Here is an 18,623-nt window from a genome sequence, read left to right as displayed (position 1 = left end):
CACAAAGAAATCCTGTTGTTAAAATCGATGACAAATATGTGTATAAAAAACCTTAAAAAAAATTTATTTCAGGTTTGATTTCTGAAAAAAAAGTCGCAAGGATATTTCTTTTTTTAAAACCTAATTAATAACTATAAATTATTATGGATACTATCACAATTAACATAAAGCCTAGATATTCAGAAACAGATCAAATGGGAATTATTCATCATGCTAACTATTTGATTTACTTAGAACAAGCAAGGTTAGAGTGGTTGAATCAATTAGGTTTTTCCTATGTTAAAATGGAAGAAAATGGTGTGTTGTTACCTGTATATAATATCGATATTAAGTACAAAAATCCGATCAAATTTGGGGAGGAAATTTCTGTCAAAATCAGACTGAAATCACTGCCTACCACAAGGGTTGTTTTTGAGTATGAAATAGTTAACAACAGTGGTGTTCTCTGTGCAATATGTGATCTAACATTAGTATTTACTGATGCAAAAACCTTTAGGCCTAGAAAACCTATTCCAGAATTCCTTAAAGCTTGTGAGCAATTATTCTAATTATGTAGGTTCTTAACAATTTCTGTTAGTTAATAACGCTGTATTTTCCTTTTTTTTATAAAATCAATGATGATAATCATACAATCATTTATTCTATTGCTTTTGCTTTTATAGGGTACATTTTATTGATTTGAGCGATGACGGCTTCTTGTCGTGATGCTGGAACATCAATGTTGATAATACAGCTAGCAGTTAATTCTTGTTTTCCTATTTTAAAATTATTTTCATCTATAAATCTCATTACCTGACTCATTTGTGGGTATTCAAATTTGATCTCAATAGATGCGGTGATGGTGCGTACTTTTATTTGAGCGGTTTCTAAACTTATTTTTGCAGCCTCACGATAAGCGCTTATTAAGCCACCTACACCTAGTTTAGTACCGCCGAATATTCTTGAAACTACAACTAGAACATCGCTCAATTCATAAGAATTAATTTGCCCTAATATTGGGTCACCTGCACTGTGGCTGGGTTCTCCATCATCATTTGCTCTATAGTTATTATCGTCTGCGCCCAGTTTCCATGCATAGCAATGGTGTCCAGCTTTAGGATGTCTATTACGCAATGGAGCTATTAAATCATTCACCTCTTCATCACTAGTAATAGGAAAAGCATAGCCGTAAAATTTACTACCTCTGTCCTTATATAAGGTCTCTGTGGTAGGTTTTGTTATTGTTTTGTAGGAATCTGCCAATTATAAAATTATGTTAAAGCAATCTTAAGAACTTGTGAAAGCGATTAGTTAGAATATTTTAGCAAAATAACTATTAAACTTAACCAATGAAAAAGATCTTAGCCTTATTATTTTTATCAGCCGCAATAATTAGTTGTGAGACCGAACCTTTAGACCCTAGTTTAAATTCTGGTGCTACAGGAGGTAGTGGTAGCGGTAGTGGCTCTGGTAGTGTAGATACTACTTTGATAGTAGGCTCTTGGGATTATGCAGACACAGAAACAGAATCTACAACGACATCTGTTGTGATGGGTAATACGATATCGCTTACTGTAGATATTGAGTTCGTGAGTTCTGATGCAGTTTTAGTTTTTAATACAGATGGAACTTATACGGTTGATGGTGATTTAACTATAGAGACTTTTCTTGCAGGAGCTTCTCAAGGACAAAGCACTAGTACTCTAGCTGAGTCTGGTACCTATACTATTAATGGTTCAAATATCACCTTTGCAGCTAATGGAGCTGGAACCGTTTTTGATGCAAATGCGGTTTATACCATCGTAGAATTAACTGCTACAGATTTAGAAATTACTGTGGCTTCAGATGTGACACAGGTAATAAGTGGTGTTAGCCAGCGCACAGAAATAGAAGGTTTTGCTTCTTTTACTAGATAAAACGCATTCCTATAAATTAATCAAAGCCTTTCTTAATAGAGAGGCTTTTTTTTGTGTTACGCTTTCGCGAAAGCGATCATAAGAATAGCAACTATAGCCACTATAATACCTATGTAATTCTTAGGGATAAGTTTTTCTTTAAATATAAGAATGCCTAGAATAGAAGCAAAAAGAACGGTAGCCACATTATTAATAGGGTAAACCACACTGCTTTCCATGCCGTTTTTTAAAGATTTGATTATAAAGTAAATTGAAAAATAGTTAGGAATACCTAATGCGATACCAGCAATTATAGACCTTAAATTGATAAAACGCTTTTGTGTCGCCTCGTACAAAAGAATGATGATACCTATTATAAAAGCGGTGGCAAAACACATGGCGCTGAATAGGGATTCTTCTCCTATAGGGACATAGTTTATTTCGGCATATTTAAGAGTGGTGTCTATGATACCGCTTCCTAAAAATAAAATAACAGGAAGAATAAGTGTTTTTTTATCCAGTTGAAGTCCATCCTTACTTTTAACCGAAGTAAGGTATACAGAAATAAGAGCGAGTAATATGCCTGCTATTTTCATCCATCCTATAGATTCTTGATATAACCATATTCCTGCGACAACAGGAATAACAAGTGACATTTTTCCAGATACAGCGGCTACAGTAAGTCCGTTTTTCTGACTAGTAAGCGCCATAATATTAAAGATGAAAATAAAAAGTGCTCCTATAAAAAAGGAGTAGTAGAGCCAGTCTGCTTGTAAAATGTTCTCCACATTAGGTACTTGTCCATAGGATATTAAACCTGTGATGCACGCGATAATGTAATTAATGATGATAGCGTGTAAGGTGTTTACCTTAAAAATTTCAAAGTATTTGAAAATCACATAAAGTAAACTAGATGTGATAACACTCAGGAATAACCAGATCATGCGTTAAGATATGTTTTTAAAACATCTTGCTTTATAGTTACTCTATCTAGAATTGTGTAGTTGCCATTTATTTTTGGCGCTGGCAGTCCGTTATGAAATAAAATTTCGGTTCCCATAAATTGCATCGCTTCATCCCATAAATTAGCATCGATAAATTGTTGAATAGTGCGCGAGCCACCTTCTATAATAACCGATTGTATCTGGTTGTTATAGAGTTCTTTAATTATGTTTTCAGGATTGTTAGAGTCTATAGTAATAGTAGGTGCTTGATTATCGAACACAACGTAGTTTTTATTTAGAGTATTTCTAGAATCTAAAACGATGCGTGTAGGGTTTATTCCATGCCAGTCCCTGCAAGTTAATGATGGATTATCATCTATTACGGTTTGTGCTCCTATAAGGATTGCATTTTCTTCAGCTCTTAATCGGTGAGATAATTGTCTAGAATAGGAGTTAGTAATCCATACTGGTTTTTGCTCGTCTTTTTCTGCGGGCGCTATAAAACCATCGGCAGTTTCGGCCCATTTTAAAATAATATAAGGGCGTTTTTTTCTATGAAAAGTAAAAAAGCGTTTGTTAAGAAAATTGCATTCTTTTTCAAGAACGCCTACGGTGACGTCTACGCCTACTTCTTTTAATATAGCAACACCTTTGCCGGCTACTTTTTCATGTGGGTCTAGAGAGCCTATGACTACTTTTTTAAAGCCTTTTTTCACGATCATAGATGCGCAAGGTGGAGTTTTTCCGGTGTGAGAACAGGGCTCTAGGTTTACGTATAATACCGCTTTCGCGAAAGCGTCACTACCATAACCATTTCTCTCAGCATCACGCACTGCGTTAACTTCAGCATGCGGTTCACCAGATTTTTTATGCCATCCTTCTCCAAGAATCTCGTCATTTTCAGAAACGATTACACTTCCCACTAGCGGATTAGGATACGTGGTACCTAATCCATTTTGTGCTAGTTGTATGCAGCGTTGTATGTATTTCTCATCTACAGTCATTAGCACAAAAGTAAGGCTGAATTAAAATCAAAAAGAGAAATCCTTTTAAAATTAGAAAATAATTTAACGAGCAGTGTGATGAAGAGTGAATGAAGAGATTCTAATATATTCCTAACTCTAGATATTATTTGGAAAGGGAACTTTAAATTCGCATTATGAAAATTCGCAAAATACTGCCAGAAGATAATCAGGCTATAAAAGATATAATTCAAGAATCCATCCTTGAACATGGGGCGCCTAAAGTAGGGACTGCCTACAGTGATGCTGCTACACAAGCTATGTATAAGCAGTACCAACAACCGCGTAGTGCATATTATGTGTTAGAGGTAGATGGTGTTGTGTTGGGTGGCGCTGGTGTTGCTCCTTTAGATAACTACAAAGGGAATGTGTGTGAGTTGCAAAAAATGTATTTTAAACCAGAAGCTCGTGGAAAAGGCTATGGTAAAAAAATGATGATGACCTGTCTAGAGTATGCAGCTAGCTTGAAATTTGAAAGTATTTATCTAGAGACTATGGATAATATGTATAAGGCACAAGGTTTATATAAGCATGTAGGTTTTGAGTTATTAAAAGCGCCACTAGGTGATACAGGGCATTTTTCATGTCCAGTGCAAATGTTGAAGAGGTTTTAAAGAGCATTAAATGTTAGAAATTTTGTTAAGAATTCTCTTCTGGCCATTGATTAAGATATTTTCATTGTTATGGGATTTGTTAGATATAAGCGTGTCTGTTAAGGAAGGTATTGATAAAAATAACGAGCCTCATGGTAAGGATGGGCAACCTATGAATTAATGATTTACAAGTATTGATTGATAATATTTGTACATTAAAACGATTATAGTTCATATTACGTGAGAGTTTACTTAAATATGGTAAAAAAGGTTTAAAAATGCTTTTACCTTTGTCGGATGACTTTAAATCAATTTAAACTTCTTTATCAAGAACAGCTTGCGCCATTATATCCAGAAAATGAAATTCATAGTATTTTACAAATAGTCTGTGAAGATTTGTTGAATTGGTCTCGATCTGACTTTTTAATTAATGATAGAGAAGAGATGAGTCACATTCAAGAAGAGGTGCTTCAAAATGCTTTGAAAGAATTGAATACGTCAAAGCCGGTACAGTACATAACTGGTAAAGCTCATTTTTACGGGCATGAGTTTATGGTGAATTCGGCTACTTTAATACCGCGTCAGGAAACGGAAGAGCTGGTACATATGATTATCGAGAATCATAAAAAAGATACCTATCTCAATATGATTGATATAGGTACAGGAACCGGTTGTATAGGTTTATCTCTTAAGGCTGCTATGTCTAGTTGTAGTGTGACTTTGATGGATGTTTCTAGTGAGGCACTAGAAACTGCACAAGCAAATGCTGCTCGACTTAAGACACCTGTAAAAACTATTCTAGAAGATGTACTAACTTTAGAAGAATTACCAGAACAGTATGATGTTATAGTGAGTAATCCACCATATGTTAGGAATTTAGAAAAGCAAGAAATTCATGATAATGTCCTAGAAAACGAGCCGCATCTGGCTTTGTTTGTAGAAGATCATGATGCTTTAATTTTTTACCGTAAAATATTGGAATTGGCTCAAAAAGCCTTGAAAAAAGATGGTGACCTTTATTTTGAAATTAATCAATACCTACCAGAAGAGATGAAAAATCTAGCAACAGAATTAGGCTTTGAATCTCAAATTTATAAAGATTTAAACGGTAATTATAGAATGATGAAGGCTCATAAAAATGAGCTTTAAGAATTAAATAAATTGTTGATATCAAACCGTAAAGAATTAATAAATAAGCAGCCCTTTTTGTATTTTACAATCTTATAATTAGAGCAATAGATAGCACGTTTTCTATGAGTCCAAAAGAACAAATACAATCCTTGCGCGATGAATTGCGTGAACATAATTTTAATTACTACGTAAACGATAATCCTACTATATCAGATTTTGAATTTGATAAAAAATTGGAGCAATTAAAAACGCTAGAAGCTGCACATCCTGAGTTCTATGACGCGACTAGTCCATCAGTACGTGTAGGTGGAGAGGTAACAAAAAACTTTCATACCGTAAAGCATATCAACCGTATGTACTCGCTGGATAATTCATATTCCATTGATGATTTGCGTGATTGGGAAACGCGTATTAAGAAGATTGTTGATGGTGATATTCGATATACTTGTGAGCTAAAGTATGATGGCGCGAGCATTAGTTTGCATTATGAAAATGGCAAATTTATACAAGCGGTAACTCGTGGAGATGGAAATCAAGGTGATGAAGTAACGGCAAACGTGCGTACTATTAAATCGGTGCCATTACAATTAAAGGGAGATGATATTCCTGAGAAATTTGAAATACGAGGAGAGATTGTATTGCCATGGGATGGATTTCATAAGATGAATGAAGAGCGTGAAGCACAAGGTTTAGATTTATATCGCAATCCTCGCAACACGGCGAGTGGTAGTTTAAAATTACAGGATAGTGCAGAGGTTGCAAAAAGACCGCTCGACTGTTTATTATACTCACTTGCAGGAAATAATTTACCAGTAAAGACACAATATGACTCTTTAGAATATGCTAGAAAATGGGGTTTTAAAGCTCCTAAGGAAAGTAAATTAGTTGATTCTATAGAAGAAGTTTTTGAATTTATCAATCATTGGGATGTGGCAAGAAAGGAGTTGCCTTATGAAACAGATGGTGTAGTGATTAAAGTGAATTCATTAGACCAGCAAGATGAGCTAGGTTTTACTGCCAAAGCGCCTAAATGGGCCATGGCATATAAGTTTGCTGCAGAGCAAGTTTCTACGAGGTTAGAAGAGATTACTTATCAAGTAGGTCGTACAGGATCAATAACACCAGTCGCAAATCTAGAAGCTGTTGAGATTTCTGGAACTACCGTACGCAGAGCAAGTCTTCACAATGCAGACCAGATTGAAAAATTAGACATAAGAGTAGGTGATGAAGTTTATGTAGAAAAAGGTGGTGAAATCATACCTAAAATAGTTGCAGTAGATCTGTCTAAAAGACCAGAAAACTCTGTTCCTACAGCTTATGCGACACACTGCCCAGAATGCCATACAGAGTTGGTGCGTAGTGAAGGAGATGCAAAGCATTACTGCCCTAATGAGATGGCGTGCCCACCGCAGGTAAAAGGACGTATACAACATTTTATATCTCGTAAAGCGATGGATATAGATGGGATAGGTGCTGAAACGGTAGATCAATTAGTAGAGGCTGGAATGATTCATAACTATGCAGATTTGTACGATCTAACTGTAGAGCAGGTTTTGCCATTAGATCGTATGGCTCAAAAAAGTGCCGAGAATATGATTAATGGGATAGCTGCAAGTAAACAGGTTCCGTTTGAGAGATTGTTATTCGGTTTGGGAATAAGGTATGTTGGGGAAACGGTTGCTAAAAAACTAGCTAAACAGTATAAAAATATAGACGCACTTTTAAAAATGCCTGCAGAGCCAGAAAAGAATGGTTTAGACCTTTTTGCAGATGTTACTAGTGCGGCAGATAAGAAAATAGAAGAACTGACTGCAGTACCAGAAATAGGTGAGAGCATAGCTAGATCACTCGTAGAGTTTATACAGGACGATTATCATATTGCACTTATTGATCGATTAAAGATAGCTGGATTACAGCTAGCATTAAGTGAAGAGCAACTAGAAGGGCAAACAGAGAAATTAACTGGTAAAAGCTTTGTTATTTCTGGAGTATTTGAAATGTCTAGAAATGATCTTAAAAAGTTGGTAGAAGATAATGGAGGTAAAAACTCTAGTTCTATATCTAGTAAAACAGATTATCTTATACGTGGTGATAAAATGGGACCTTCTAAGCTCGAGAAAGCAGAGAAATTAGAGATTACTATGATAAGTGAACAAGAATTTCTTGATATGGTTAAATAGGTTTCTGTTTAATGATTTAAAGAAATCTTATTGTTTTAATTCCGCTTTCGCGAAAGCGGAATTAAAATATTTTTATAATCAATTAACTTACTTCTTCTCCATGCTGACTTGCGTCCAGACCACGCTCTTCTTGATCGTCTCTTACTCTTATAGGAATTAATAGATCCACAATTTTATAAAGTGCAAGGCTGCCGAAAAAGGTAAATATAGAAACTCCTATTAAAGCAATGATGTGCCACATAAAAGTGTCTGTTTCACCGCTTGTAAGTCCTACTTCTTTTGCAAATACTGCGGTAAGAATCATCCCTACTATTCCTCCAACACCGTGACTAGGAAAAACATCTAGTGTGTCATCTATTCCTGTTTTTGAAAACCATGAAATAGCTAGATTACTAGTTATAGCTGCAAAGAAACCTATGAAAATACTTTGGGATATAGTTACAAATCCTGCAGCAGGAGTGATAGCGACTAGTCCAACTATGGCACCAATACAGGCTCCTAAGGCGCTCATCTTACGGTTACTGAACCTCTCGTAAAACATCCATGTAATCATAGCTGTTGCGCTGGCGATATTAGTGTTTGCAAACGCGATAACGGCATCTGCATTTGCAGCTAGCGCACTACCTGCATTAAAGCCAAACCAACCAAACCATAGCAAGCCAGTTCCTAATATAATGTACGGAACGTTTGCTGGGTCGTGTGTTATTTTTTTACGTTTACCTAAATAAACAGCACCTGCCAGGGCAGCAAACCCTGCGCTCATGTGAACAACAGTACCACCTGCAAAATCTAAAACGCCTAAGTTGCGTAGTAAACCGTCTGGATGCCATGTCATATGAGCTAGTGGTGTGTATATGAAAAGGGTGAATAGAACCATGAATAATATGTAGCTTCTAAAACGCACACGTTCTGCAAAGCTACCAGTAATAAGTGCTGGTGTTATGATAGCAAATTTGAGTTGGAATAGAGCAAAAACTAAAAACGGAACCGTGCCCGCAAAGTCTGGGTTAGGCGCGAGCCCTACGTTTCTGAAGTTGAAAAAAGTCATAGGGTTTCCTATGATTCCGTGCCAGCTTTCTCCAAAAGCAAGTGAGAAACCTACAAGTACCCATAGAATACTCACTACACCTAATGCTACAAAACTTTGCAACATGGTGGAAATCATCGATTTTTTATTCACCATACCACCGTAGAAAAAGGCTAGACCTGGTGTCATTAATAAGACAAATGCAGATGCGATTAACATCCACGCAGTATCACCGCTATCTATAGCGCTCATGTCTCCGTTTTCAGTATAAGGACTACTGAAGAATAAACTGATTAATACTAATACTGCAAGAATAATGAAATTGACTTTTCTGCCCATTTTGAAATCGGTTGATTATTTTTTCAAATATAGAACATCAGTCTTAAATATTCAGTTTTATTGCTGACAACCCTATTTAAAATAGGGTGAAGGGTTGTTTAGGTGTATTTTTAGGTAGTGATATGATAATTTTATAGGGGTGGAATTGTGAATATCTTATTTTAGGTTATTTAGGGGTAATTGTGTTCTAGTTTTCTGATTTGATATTGATAAAAAAAAGGTATCGTTATACCTCATAAACCACATCTACACCTTTATCTATTTTTCCTTCTGTTAAATAGAAATCAATACGTCCTAAGTTGATACCGTAACATCCGACTTGATTTACCATTACGTCTTTTCCTATTGCATTTTTTACAATTTCAGGTGCGTCTAAAAATGTGTGTGTATGACCACCTATAATTAAATCTATACCAGATGTAGCTGCAGCAAGAGCAAGGTCAGATACTTTATCACCGCGATAAGAGTAACCTAAATGCGACATGCAAATTACTAAATCACAGTTATCTTCTTCTCTTAATAACCTGGCTTGATCTTTTGCGATTTCTATAGGGTCGTTATAGATCGTTTCTTTATACATTTTAGGATCCACTAGACCTTGTAATTGTATTCCCACGCCGAATAATCCGATACGTACGCCATCCTTTACAATTACCTTTCTCGATTTAATATGACCGTCCATTATGGTGTTAGAAAAATCATAGTTAGAAATCACAAAGTCAAAAGAAGCGTTAGGCAGTTGTTTGTATAGTCCGTCTATACTGTTGTCAAAATCGTGGTTACCTATGGTAGCGGCATCATACCCCATCATGGTCATTAATTTTATCTCTAATTCTCCACCATAAAAATTAAAATAAGGTGTGCCTTGAAATATATCGCCACAGTCTAGAAGTAGTGTGTTAGGGTTTTCTTCTCTTACTGTATTGATTAAAGCTGCTCTACGGGCTACACCGCCGCGACCATCGTTACGGCCGCCAGAGATAGGTTCTATATGAGAGTGAGTATCGTTAGTATGTAGTATGGTTATTTTTTTAGTGCCTATTTCTAGTTCTGGACCTGTAATAATGCCATTTGCAAGAGCATAATTAGACCATAAAGCTGTTCCTGCTACAATTCCTGCGCTTGTATTGCGTATAAATTTCCTTCTTTTCATTTTATTTGCTTTGGGGTAAAATTACTTTAAGATGTCAAACCTGTTATCTCTCTCAAATGTTAACGTGTCTACCTTTTTAAAATAATCAATTACGGCATTTCTTATTTTATAATCTATTTTAGTAATAGGTGCTCCTTTAAAGAAGCTCATGTTATCACCACCGCTATATAGATAATCGTTAGTAGCAACGGTGTATGTTTTATTAATGTCTAGAGGTTTTTTATTAATAAGTACCGTATGGATGGAGTCGTCTGTATTTAGTAAAATTTGCAAACCGTCTATAGGATGTGCGCTTTTACGTTCTATTAGGTAATTAATCATTTCATTAACCTGTTTACCGCTCAATTCTGCAACAACTATTTCGTTATCAAAGGGCATGATTTCATAAGCATTGCGCATGGTAACTGGTCCTGCGTTTAACCCTGCACGTATACCGCCATGATTAAGTAATACTATATCTATGTTTTTGCCGGTTCTAGAATTATATACAGGTTCTCCTTGTGTTCTGACTATAGCTGCCATCATATTCCCTATAGGAGTATTCAGTTTATAGTCATTCTTATGCATTGAAGTAGTGTTGTAGCTTATCTGCTCGTTCATTTGTCCGTCTAGAGACTTTTTGAAAGGGGCAATAAAAGCCTCGATTTCTTCAGTGCTTTTTAAATTTGAGTCTACGGCTGTTTGATTTCCTGAGACTTTGTTAAGTTGGTATCCTTTCTGACTGCAGGAAACTAGAAAGATGGTGGATAATAATACCGCTTTCGCGAAAGCGGAATAATTAAATATTACCTTACTGTTTACTAACTTATTTTTTTTCATAAAGCTTCGTGCTATTGTGCTACTTTTGTGAAGTAGAATAAGTAGTAAAAGTACATGATTTTTGACGTTTTAAAAAAGCGATGGTTACGTAAAGAGTTCCGTAAATTAGAAAATAGTTTGAGGGAGCGCAGGCAACACTGGCCTAAAACGCTAGTAATAGTTTTTGATGTGAATCAAGTGTCTGATATAAAGCTTTTTAAAAAGTGGGCTCAAACTTTACATATTCCTATAGAAAATTTAACACTTCTAGGTTTTACTAAGGACGCAAAGAATGATAGTGTAGAAGGAGCTGTTTTGTTTGATAAAAACCTTGTTAAATGGAGTGGAGGTATCTCATCAGTAGATTTTAAAAAGATCTTGAGTGCGTCTTATGATTTACAAATCAACTATTTTGAAACTCCTAGTATAATGACCAGGTATGTGTCTTTAAAGTTAAATAGTGGTTTTAAAGTAGGTTATCCTTCTCATGAAGAGTGTTCTTATGATCTTGCAGTTAACGTTCCATTAACTAATCAAGAGCTATTTATCTCCGAAATTGCGAAATATTTAAAAATTCTTAATAATTAACATGCAAGATTTAATAGGTACCGGTGTTGCGCTTGTAACGCCTTTTAACGCTCAAGGAGCGATAGATCACGAGGCGTTGTCTCGTATTGTTAACCATCAAGTAGATAATGGTGTAGATTATTTAGTAGTGCTAGGTACTACAGGAGAAAGTGTGACGCTTTCTAAAGAAGAGAAGCAAGAAGTAATTAAAACTATTAAAAAGGCAAATGATGGTCGTTTACCCCTAGTTATAGGAGTAGGTGGCAATGATACTGCTGTAGTAGTTAATGAGTTAAAAATGGCAAATTTAGAAGGTTTTGTAGCAGTGTTATCTGTGTCGCCGGCATATAATAAGCCTACTCAAGAAGGAATTTTCCAACATTTTAAAGCTGTGTCTGAGGCTAGTCCTTTACCGGTGATTTTGTATAATGTTCCAGGAAGAACAGGTTCTAATATGGCAGTAGAAACAGTAGTTAGATTGTCTCAATTTGACAACGTAGTTGCTATAAAAGAGGCTGCAGGAGATCTGGTACAAGCTATGAATATGATTCAATATACTCCCAAAGATTTTCTTGTGATATCTGGAGATGATATGATTGCAAACGCAATGACACTAGCAGGTGGAGCAGGTGTTATATCTGTAATAGGTCAGGCTATGGCACAGGATTTTTCTGACATGATACGTTATTCTTTAAATGGAGATGTAGGAGAATCTTATGAGTTGCATTATAAAATAGCGGCGAGTATAGATATGATTTTTGAACAAGGTAATCCTTGTGGGATAAAAGCATTATTGCATCATCTAGGTTTATGTGACGACAGTGTAAGATTACCGTTAGTTAAAGTAGATGAAGACCTAAGTTCAAGATTAAAATCTTTTTTAGACCAATACGAGAATTAAAATCATTACGTTAAGCAGTGTGAACGGGCTTTCTTTTTCCATAGAAAAAGTTACATTTGCAGCCCATTAAAGTTAAGTATGAAAAACCTTGTCGTAGTATTAATTGTAGCCATAACCCTTGCTAGTTGTAGTTCTTATCAAAAAGCTCTTAAGTCAGAAGATAACGCTGTCAAAGTAGCTATGATAGATACATTGTTTGCAAAAGGGAAGTATGGAAAAAGTTTAATGCTTTTTGAGCAAATTATACCGGTTTATCGTGGTACAGATAGTGCTGCGCCAATGGCTATTAAATATGCTAAGGCTCTTTATGAAGATAAAAGTTATGTAAATAGTGCTTATCAATATGAGCGTTTTATACAATCTCACCCAGCAAACCCTAATGCAGAGCTTGCTTTGTTTATGGCTGCAAAGAGTCATTATCAAATGTCTCCTATATATTCAAAAGATCAAAATGATACGAATATAGCGCTTGCTAAACTGCAGGAATATATTAATCTTTATCCTTCTGGTCAGTTTGCTGACGAGACTAACCTACTGGTAGATGAATTAAGGTCTAAGCTAGATAAAAAAGCATACGAGACGGCAAAACAGTACCATCATTTTGGTAACTTTAGAGGTGGTTATATTTCAGCAATAAGTGCGTTTGAGAATTTTATAGTAGATCATCCAGGTTCAGAATATCAAGATGATGCTCAGTATTATCTGCTAGAATCTCAATATGAATATGCTATGAATAGTTTTTCTAACTTAGTTCCTGAAAGACTAGCTCTTGCTAAGAAATATTATGATACCTTTGCAAAACGCTATCCTGATAGTGAGTATAAAGAAGATGCCGACAATATACACGCTAAAATAGAGGATTATAATTCTAAGAATACAAGTAAAATATAACAATGGATACTAAAAACCTAACAGCTCCTAACACGACTATTACTTATAACCGTGATGCATTAACTGCTCCAACAGGTAATATGTATGAGGCGATTTCTATTATCGCAAAACGTGCGGAACAGATCAATACTGATGTAAGAGAAGAACTTGTTGAAAAACTAGAAGAATTTGCTACTTACAACGACTCTCTAGAAGAGGTTTTTGAAAATAAAGAACAAATAGAAGTTTCTAAATTTTATGAGCGTTTACCTAAACCTGCTGCTATCGCAGTTGAAGAATGGTTAGAAGGTAAAATCTATTTTAGAGATACAAGTTCTACTGAAAGTTAATTTAATAAAATTATGTCTGTATTAAGTGGTAAGAATGTATTGCTAGGTGTAACCGGTGGTATAGCTGCTTATAAAACTACTTATCTAGTGCGCCTGCTTGTTAAAGCGGGCGCTGCTGTTAAGGTGGTTATGACACCAGCTGCCAGAGAGTTTGTGACACCACTTACTTTATCTACTCTCTCTAAAAACCCTGTCTTAAGTCATTTTACAAATCAAGAAGATGATAATGATACGTGGAATAATCATGTAGAATTAGGTCTCTGGGCTGACTTAATGATTATAGCGCCTGCTACCGCAAATACCATGAGTAAAATGGTAAATGGCACTATAGATAATTTGTTGCTAGCAGTTTACTGTAGTGCAAAATGTCCTGTTTATTATGCTCCAGCAATGGATCTGGACATGTATAAACATCCTTCTACACAAAATAATTTTGATCAACTCAACGCTTACGGTAATCTTATGATTCCTGCAGGTGATGGAGAGCTAGCTAGTGGTTTATCTGGTAAAGGCCGTATGGCAGAGCCAGAAGAGATCGTTAGTTTTGTTGAAAAAGAGATTTCTAGTAAATTACCATTAAAAGATAAAGTTTGCCTAATTACAGCTGGTCCAACATATGAGCCTATCGATCCTGTACGTTTTATAGGTAATCATAGTAGTGGTAAAATGGGCGCTGCAATTGCGTTAGAATTAGCAAATCGAGGTGCGTCGGTTAAATTAATTATGGGGCCTAGTCATGTTAAGACAGATCATGAACTCATAGATAGAGTAGACGTTAAAAGTGCGCAGCAAATGTATGATGCAGTACACTCCATGGTCGCTACTACAGATGTTGCTATATTTAGTGCGGCTGTAGCAGATTATAGACCAGCAAATCCTGTTGATCAAAAAATAAAAAAGAAGTCTAATACGTTAACTATTGAGTTAGTCAAGAATCCAGATATTTTAGCTAGTGTTGGAGCTATGACTCAAAAACCATTTTTAGTAGGTTTTGCTTTAGAAACAGAGAATGAATTAGAGCACGCTTTCGCGAAAGCGGAAAAGAAGCAAACCGATTTACTAGTATTAAACTCTATGAGAGATAAAGGTGCTGGATTTGGTGTAGACACTAATAAAATTGCGATTATAGATAAGAATAAAAATGTTTCAAGATTTGAGACTAAACCGAAAACCGAAGTAGCAAAAGATATCGTAGATGAAATTATTAAAAAGATTTTATAGTTTTCTTGTTTTATTTTGTGCAGTGTCAACTGTAAATGCTCAAGAACTTAATTTTACTGTACAGGTAAATGCGCAGAATGTGGCACAGCCTAATCAAACTATTTTTACGACTTTAGAAACTTCAATGCAAGAGTTTTTAAATAATACAAAGTGGACAGATCAAAAATTTAAGGAGATTGAAAAAATTAATGCTTCTCTAGTTTTTGTTGTTACTAATTATGATAACGATAGATTCAGTGGTAATTTTCAAATATCTGTCTCTAGACCAGTTTATAATTCTTCTTATACGACCCCTATATTCAATTTTAAGGATAATGATATCGCCTTTGAGTATGTAGAATATGCTCCGTTTTTTTACAACGCAAATCAATTTGAGAATAATTTAATATCGCTTATTTCTTTTTATGCTTATACTACTTTAGGTATAGATGCTGATACTTTTGAAAAAAGAGGTGGGCAAGAATTTCACGAGCAAGCGCAGACTATAGTAAATCTAGCCCAAGGCTCACAAGGAGTAGCTGGTTGGAAAGCTAGTGATGGACTTCTTAGTAGGTTTAGGCTTAATGATGATATGCTTTCAGATACCTATAAGGAGTATAGAGATGTAATGTATGATTATCATATTAAAGGGTTAGATGCTTTTTCAAAAGACTCTAAAAGTGGTAAGATCTTATTAAAGAAATACATCATGCAATTTGAGGAATTGCACAGTCGTAGGCCTAATAGTTTATTGCAACGCACGTTTTTTGACGCAAAGGCAGACGAGATAATGAGTATTTATTCTTCAGGGCCGGCGGTAGATATAAGAGATATAAAAACCTCACTACAAAAACTAGCGCCTAACCAGTCTTCAAAATGGCGCAATATTAAGGTGTAACCTCTTTTTTACTTCCTTCTTTTTACCTAGATTTATGTTTTATAAACTAGTAGTTCTTTAACTGCTTAAATAGCTGTATACAAATTGCTTAAACATATTCAAATAGAGAATTTTGCACTGATCGACTCACTAGAATTAGATCTTCAAAATGGTCTTACCATGATTACTGGAGAAACTGGTGCAGGTAAATCAATTTTGTTAGGTGCATTAGGATTGATATTAGGTAACCGTGCAGATTTAAGTGCGATAAGAGATACCTCACGTAAATGTGTGGTAGAGGCTCAGTTTGATATTTCTGATTTACAATTAAAGCATTTGTTTGAAGAAGCAGATCTGGATTATGAAAATTTAAGTTTTTTGCGTAGAGAGATTTTACCTTCTGGTAAAAGTAGAGCGTTTATTAACGATACTCCTGTGACTCTTTCTGTTATGAATAATATAGGTAAGCGTCTTATAGATATTCATTCTCAGCACCAGACATTACAGCTTTCTAAGGATACTTTTCAAATAGAGGTGTTGAACGCTTTTCTTATTGAAAACACTAAGGACTCAAAAAAGCCTGCATCCCAATTATTCAGTAGTTATAAGGAGGAATTACTTGTTTATAATAACGCAAAAAAAGAACTCAAGAAATTACAGGGTCAGGAAGCTCAGTTTTCTAAAGAGTTAGATTATAATAATTTCTTATTATCAGAATTAGAAGAGGCTGGCTTAGATCAATTAGATCAAAAAGCTCTAGAAGAAGAGAATGAGCAGTTGAGTAATGTAGAGAGTATTACTGAGGTTTTTACAGAATTCAACAACACGATTTCTGAAGATGATCTAGGAATGTTAGATCAATTAAGGCATTTGCAAAATAATTTTTCAAAAATAAGTGAATACTCTACAGTGTATTCTTCTTTAAAGGAGCGTCTTTCTTCAGTTCTTTTAGAGCTAGAAGATATATATCAAGAATCTTCTGTAGAGGCCGATATGATAGAGGCAGATCCAGAACGTTTAATTCAAATTAATAATTCTATACGATTATTAGAAGACCTGTATAGAAAACACCAAGTAGATACGGTAGATTCTTTAAAAGACCTTAGAGATGAGCTTGCAGATAAAGTCTTTGTTTCACAAGGTCTTGATAAAAAAATCAAACAGCAAGAAAAAAAATTAAATGATGCTGAATTAAATCTGACAAAATTAGGGGCTAAAATTTCTAAGGAAAGAAGTCAGTACAAAACAGCTCTAGAAAAAGAAGTTTTGAGTGTTGTAAAGGCGTTAGGTATGCCAGATGCTCAATTTAAAGTAGATATAACGCCGTTAGGTACTTTTGGAGAAACAGGGATAGATCAAATACAATTCCTTTTTACTGCAAATAAAGGTTCTCAGTTATTGTCGCTAGATAAAGCAGCGTCTGGAGGAGAGTTGTCTAGGTTAATGCTAGCTATTAAATCTATACTTGCGAGATGCAAAAAATTACCTACTATAATATTTGATGAGATTGATACCGGTGTCAGTGGCTCTATAGCTACTATGATGGCGGTTATTATGAAATCTATGAGTGAGGGAATGCAAGTGATGGCAATTACACATTTACCACAAATAGCTGCATCAGGAAATGATCATTTAATCGTAAAAAAAATAACAGAAAATAATAAGACCGTGAGTACTATTCAACGACTTAATGAAGAGGCGAGATTAGAAGAGATAGCCCAGATGTTAAGTGGTGGAACAATTTCTGATGCTGCGAGAGAAAATGCTCGTGCGCTACTCAATTAGTTTTATATATTTGCGACCTAATCAAGAATTATGGCTTACAATTTATTAAAAGGAAAAAGAGGAATCATATTCGGTGCCTTAGATGAAAATTCTATAGCATGGAAAACAGCACAATTAGCTCATGACGAAGGAGCTACATTTGTACTTACTAATGCGCCGGTTGCTATGCGTATGGGGCAAATTAAAGAACTTGCTGAAAAAACTGGAAGTGAAATAATTCCTGCAGATGCGACAAGTATTGAAGATCTTGAAAACTTAGTAAATAAGTCTGTAGAGATATTAGGAGGTAAATTAGACTTTGTCCTTCACTCTATAGGTATGAGTGTAAATGTGCGTAAAGGGAATCTTTACACAGATCAAAATTATAAATACACTGAAAAAGGATGGGACGTGAGTGCTGTTTCTTTTCACAAGGTTATGCAAACGTTACATAAGAATGACGCGATGAATGAGTGGGGTAGTATTGTAGCCCTGACTTACATGGCTGCGCAACGTACTTTTCCTGATTATAATGATATGGCAGATAATAAGGCATATCTAGAATCTATTGCACGTAGTTTTGGTTACTTCTTTGGTAAAGATAAAAAGGTAAGAGTGAATACTATCTCTCAATCTCCTACACCTACGACAGCCGGTAGTGGTGTAAAAGGATTTGATGGTTTTATAAATTATGCAGAAAAAATGAGTCCGTTAGGTAATGCTACAGCACAGGATTGTGCTGAGTATACGATGACTTTATTTTCTGACTATACTAAAAAAGTTACTATGCAAAATCTTTTCCATGATGGAGGTTTTTCTAATACTGGAGTAAGTCAAGAAGTGATTGAAAAGTTCTAAGTAGAATAGTTCATTTTAAATAATTAAAAGCCTTATCATATGATAAGGCTTTTTTTTGTTTTTTACGCTTTCGCGAAAGCGTAAATGTTAAAATATTATATAGTCATTAAAATATACTATTAAGTTAATGTTAATTATGCTAAAATCATTACATTAGAAGCTCAATAATTTAACC

Annotated in this window: 20 protein-coding genes; 14 read left to right on the top strand and 6 right to left on the bottom strand. The window is 35.1% G+C overall.

Annotation, left to right across the window (positions count from 1 at the left end; all coding sequences use genetic code 11):
• Window positions 1-143 precede the first annotated feature (143 nt).
• On the top strand, window positions 144-548 hold the full coding sequence (locus ACJJVJ_RS05670; protein WP_405369479.1) for an acyl-CoA thioesterase: 405 nt from the start codon (window positions 144-146) through the stop codon (window positions 546-548).
• 88 nt (window positions 549-636) lie between these two features.
• Here ACJJVJ_RS05670 and ACJJVJ_RS05665 read toward each other — a convergent pair whose 3' ends face one another.
• On the bottom strand, window positions 637-1,242 hold the full coding sequence (locus tag ACJJVJ_RS05665; protein WP_405369478.1) for an IMPACT family protein: 606 nt from the start codon (window positions 1,240-1,242) through the stop codon (window positions 637-639).
• An 86-nt stretch (window positions 1,243-1,328) separates the two neighbouring features.
• Between ACJJVJ_RS05665 and ACJJVJ_RS05660 the strand changes: the two genes are divergently transcribed.
• Entirely contained in the window at window positions 1,329-1,895 is a 567-nt protein-coding gene (locus tag ACJJVJ_RS05660; RefSeq protein WP_405369477.1) for a hypothetical protein, read from the top strand.
• A gap of 56 nt (window positions 1,896-1,951) precedes the next feature.
• Here the strand turns inward: ACJJVJ_RS05660 and ACJJVJ_RS05655 are convergent, their stop codons facing one another.
• Together ACJJVJ_RS05655 and ribD are read right to left on the bottom strand one after the other, a co-directional pair.
• Window positions 1,952-2,818 carry an EamA family transporter gene (locus ACJJVJ_RS05655; protein WP_405369476.1) on the bottom strand — a complete coding sequence of 289 codons (867 nt, stop codon included), beginning with the start codon at window positions 2,816-2,818 and terminating at the stop codon, window positions 1,952-1,954.
• Complete coding sequence (gene ribD, locus ACJJVJ_RS05650) at window positions 2,815-3,822, bottom strand: bifunctional diaminohydroxyphosphoribosylaminopyrimidine deaminase/5-amino-6-(5-phosphoribosylamino)uracil reductase RibD (protein WP_405369475.1); 1,008 nt, start codon at window positions 3,820-3,822, stop codon at window positions 2,815-2,817. The genes ACJJVJ_RS05655 and ribD overlap by 4 nt, the downstream gene beginning before the upstream one ends.
• Before the next feature lie 155 nt (window positions 3,823-3,977).
• Here ribD and ACJJVJ_RS05645 point away from each other — a divergent pair, with 155 nt between their 5' ends.
• The 4 genes from ACJJVJ_RS05645 (at window position 3,978) to ligA (ending at window position 7,744) form a co-directional block, all read left to right on the top strand.
• Complete coding sequence (locus ACJJVJ_RS05645; RefSeq protein WP_405369474.1) at window positions 3,978-4,454, top strand: GNAT family N-acetyltransferase; 477 nt, start codon at window positions 3,978-3,980, stop codon at window positions 4,452-4,454.
• A gap of 10 nt (window positions 4,455-4,464) precedes the next feature.
• A complete protein-coding gene (locus ACJJVJ_RS05640) occupies window positions 4,465-4,614 on the top strand; it encodes a hypothetical protein (protein WP_405369473.1) in 150 nt (49 codons plus the stop codon).
• A 116-nt stretch (window positions 4,615-4,730) separates the two neighbouring features.
• Window positions 4,731-5,582 carry a peptide chain release factor N(5)-glutamine methyltransferase gene (gene prmC, locus ACJJVJ_RS05635; protein WP_405369472.1) on the top strand — a complete coding sequence of 284 codons (852 nt, stop codon included), beginning with the start codon at window positions 4,731-4,733 and terminating at the stop codon, window positions 5,580-5,582.
• A gap of 104 nt (window positions 5,583-5,686) precedes the next feature.
• Complete coding sequence (ligA, locus tag ACJJVJ_RS05630; RefSeq protein WP_405369471.1) at window positions 5,687-7,744, top strand: NAD-dependent DNA ligase LigA; 2,058 nt, start codon at window positions 5,687-5,689, stop codon at window positions 7,742-7,744.
• 82 nt (window positions 7,745-7,826) lie between these two features.
• Here the strand turns inward: ligA and ACJJVJ_RS05625 are convergent, their stop codons facing one another.
• The 3 genes from ACJJVJ_RS05625 to ACJJVJ_RS05615 form a co-directional block, all read right to left on the bottom strand.
• On the bottom strand, window positions 7,827-9,110 hold the full coding sequence (locus ACJJVJ_RS05625; RefSeq protein WP_104515417.1) for an ammonium transporter: 1,284 nt from the start codon (window positions 9,108-9,110) through the stop codon (window positions 7,827-7,829).
• A 226-nt stretch (window positions 9,111-9,336) separates the two neighbouring features.
• Entirely contained in the window at window positions 9,337-10,263 is a 927-nt protein-coding gene (locus tag ACJJVJ_RS05620) for a bifunctional metallophosphatase/5'-nucleotidase (RefSeq protein ID WP_405369470.1), read from the bottom strand.
• A gap of 21 nt (window positions 10,264-10,284) precedes the next feature.
• Window positions 10,285-11,082 (bottom strand): 5'-nucleotidase C-terminal domain-containing protein, encoded by a 798-nt coding sequence (locus ACJJVJ_RS05615; protein ID WP_405369469.1) that lies wholly within the window; start codon window positions 11,080-11,082, stop codon window positions 10,285-10,287.
• Window positions 11,083-11,136: 54 nt separating this feature from the next.
• Here ACJJVJ_RS05615 and ACJJVJ_RS05610 point away from each other — a divergent pair, with 54 nt between their 5' ends.
• The 8 genes from ACJJVJ_RS05610 (at window position 11,137) to ACJJVJ_RS05575 (ending at window position 18,448) form a co-directional block, all read left to right on the top strand.
• Window positions 11,137-11,649 carry a DUF6913 domain-containing protein gene (locus ACJJVJ_RS05610; protein WP_405369468.1) on the top strand — a complete coding sequence of 171 codons (513 nt, stop codon included), beginning with the start codon at window positions 11,137-11,139 and terminating at the stop codon, window positions 11,647-11,649.
• A 1-nt stretch (window position 11,650) separates the two neighbouring features.
• Window positions 11,651-12,529 (top strand): 4-hydroxy-tetrahydrodipicolinate synthase, encoded by an 879-nt coding sequence (gene dapA, locus ACJJVJ_RS05605; RefSeq protein ID WP_405369467.1) that lies wholly within the window; start codon window positions 11,651-11,653, stop codon window positions 12,527-12,529.
• 78 nt (window positions 12,530-12,607) lie between these two features.
• The gene (locus ACJJVJ_RS05600) at window positions 12,608-13,420 is read left to right on the top strand and encodes an outer membrane protein assembly factor BamD (protein WP_104515412.1); all 813 of its coding nucleotides are present in this window, start codon (window positions 12,608-12,610) and stop codon (window positions 13,418-13,420) included.
• 2 nt (window positions 13,421-13,422) lie between these two features.
• The gene (locus ACJJVJ_RS05595; RefSeq protein WP_104515411.1) at window positions 13,423-13,749 is read left to right on the top strand and encodes a DNA-directed RNA polymerase subunit omega; all 327 of its coding nucleotides are present in this window, start codon (window positions 13,423-13,425) and stop codon (window positions 13,747-13,749) included.
• A gap of 12 nt (window positions 13,750-13,761) precedes the next feature.
• The gene (coaBC, locus tag ACJJVJ_RS05590) at window positions 13,762-14,970 is read left to right on the top strand and encodes a bifunctional phosphopantothenoylcysteine decarboxylase/phosphopantothenate--cysteine ligase CoaBC (RefSeq protein WP_104515410.1); all 1,209 of its coding nucleotides are present in this window, start codon (window positions 13,762-13,764) and stop codon (window positions 14,968-14,970) included.
• Complete coding sequence (locus ACJJVJ_RS05585; protein ID WP_104515409.1) at window positions 14,945-15,847, top strand: DUF4835 family protein; 903 nt, start codon at window positions 14,945-14,947, stop codon at window positions 15,845-15,847. Before coaBC ends, ACJJVJ_RS05585 begins: the two co-directional genes overlap by 26 nt.
• An 84-nt stretch (window positions 15,848-15,931) precedes the next feature.
• Window positions 15,932-17,611, top strand: a complete 1,680-nt coding sequence (recN, locus tag ACJJVJ_RS05580; RefSeq protein WP_405369466.1) for a DNA repair protein RecN — start codon at window positions 15,932-15,934, stop codon at window positions 17,609-17,611.
• 30 nt (window positions 17,612-17,641) lie between these two features.
• The gene (locus ACJJVJ_RS05575; protein ID WP_104515407.1) at window positions 17,642-18,448 is read left to right on the top strand and encodes an enoyl-ACP reductase; all 807 of its coding nucleotides are present in this window, start codon (window positions 17,642-17,644) and stop codon (window positions 18,446-18,448) included.
• The last annotated feature ends 175 nt before the right edge of the window (window positions 18,449-18,623 follow it).

Source organism: Nonlabens sp. Asnod2-A12, assembly GCF_045063745.1.
Classification (GTDB): Bacteria; Bacteroidota; Bacteroidia; order Flavobacteriales; family Flavobacteriaceae; genus Nonlabens; species Nonlabens xylanidelens.
Note: the sequence above shows the minus strand (reverse complement) of the source record. Positions and strands in the feature narration are given on the sequence as shown.

What these genes read in the sequence shown, in the direction of transcription:
- ACJJVJ_RS05670 (WP_405369479.1), top strand. Translation starts at nt 144, where the DNA reads ATGGATACTATCACAATTAACATAAAGCCTAGATATTCAGAAACAGAT.
- ACJJVJ_RS05660 (WP_405369477.1), top strand. Translation starts at nt 1,329, where the DNA reads ATGAAAAAGATCTTAGCCTTATTATTTTTATCAGCCGCAATAATTAGT.
- ACJJVJ_RS05655 (WP_405369476.1), bottom strand. Translation starts at nt 2,818, where the DNA reads ATGATCTGGTTATTCCTGAGTGTTATCACATCTAGTTTACTTTATGTG.
- ribD (WP_405369475.1), bottom strand. Translation starts at nt 3,822, where the DNA reads ATGACTGTAGATGAGAAATACATACAACGCTGCATACAACTAGCACAA.
- ACJJVJ_RS05645 (WP_405369474.1), top strand. Translation starts at nt 3,978, where the DNA reads ATGAAAATTCGCAAAATACTGCCAGAAGATAATCAGGCTATAAAAGAT.
- ACJJVJ_RS05640 (WP_405369473.1), top strand. Translation starts at nt 4,465, where the DNA reads ATGTTAGAAATTTTGTTAAGAATTCTCTTCTGGCCATTGATTAAGATA.
- prmC (WP_405369472.1), top strand. Translation starts at nt 4,731, where the DNA reads ATGACTTTAAATCAATTTAAACTTCTTTATCAAGAACAGCTTGCGCCA.
- ligA (WP_405369471.1), top strand. Translation starts at nt 5,687, where the DNA reads ATGAGTCCAAAAGAACAAATACAATCCTTGCGCGATGAATTGCGTGAA.
- ACJJVJ_RS05625 (WP_104515417.1), bottom strand. Translation starts at nt 9,110, where the DNA reads ATGGGCAGAAAAGTCAATTTCATTATTCTTGCAGTATTAGTATTAATC.
- ACJJVJ_RS05620 (WP_405369470.1), bottom strand. Translation starts at nt 10,263, where the DNA reads ATGAAAAGAAGGAAATTTATACGCAATACAAGCGCAGGAATTGTAGCA.
- ACJJVJ_RS05615 (WP_405369469.1), bottom strand. Translation starts at nt 11,082, where the DNA reads ATGAAAAAAAATAAGTTAGTAAACAGTAAGGTAATATTTAATTATTCC.
- ACJJVJ_RS05610 (WP_405369468.1), top strand. Translation starts at nt 11,137, where the DNA reads ATGATTTTTGACGTTTTAAAAAAGCGATGGTTACGTAAAGAGTTCCGT.
- dapA (WP_405369467.1), top strand. Translation starts at nt 11,651, where the DNA reads ATGCAAGATTTAATAGGTACCGGTGTTGCGCTTGTAACGCCTTTTAAC.
- ACJJVJ_RS05600 (WP_104515412.1), top strand. Translation starts at nt 12,608, where the DNA reads ATGAAAAACCTTGTCGTAGTATTAATTGTAGCCATAACCCTTGCTAGT.
- ACJJVJ_RS05595 (WP_104515411.1), top strand. Translation starts at nt 13,423, where the DNA reads ATGGATACTAAAAACCTAACAGCTCCTAACACGACTATTACTTATAAC.
- coaBC (WP_104515410.1), top strand. Translation starts at nt 13,762, where the DNA reads ATGTCTGTATTAAGTGGTAAGAATGTATTGCTAGGTGTAACCGGTGGT.
- ACJJVJ_RS05585 (WP_104515409.1), top strand. Translation starts at nt 14,945, where the DNA reads ATGAAATTATTAAAAAGATTTTATAGTTTTCTTGTTTTATTTTGTGCA.
- ACJJVJ_RS05575 (WP_104515407.1), top strand. Translation starts at nt 17,642, where the DNA reads ATGGCTTACAATTTATTAAAAGGAAAAAGAGGAATCATATTCGGTGCC.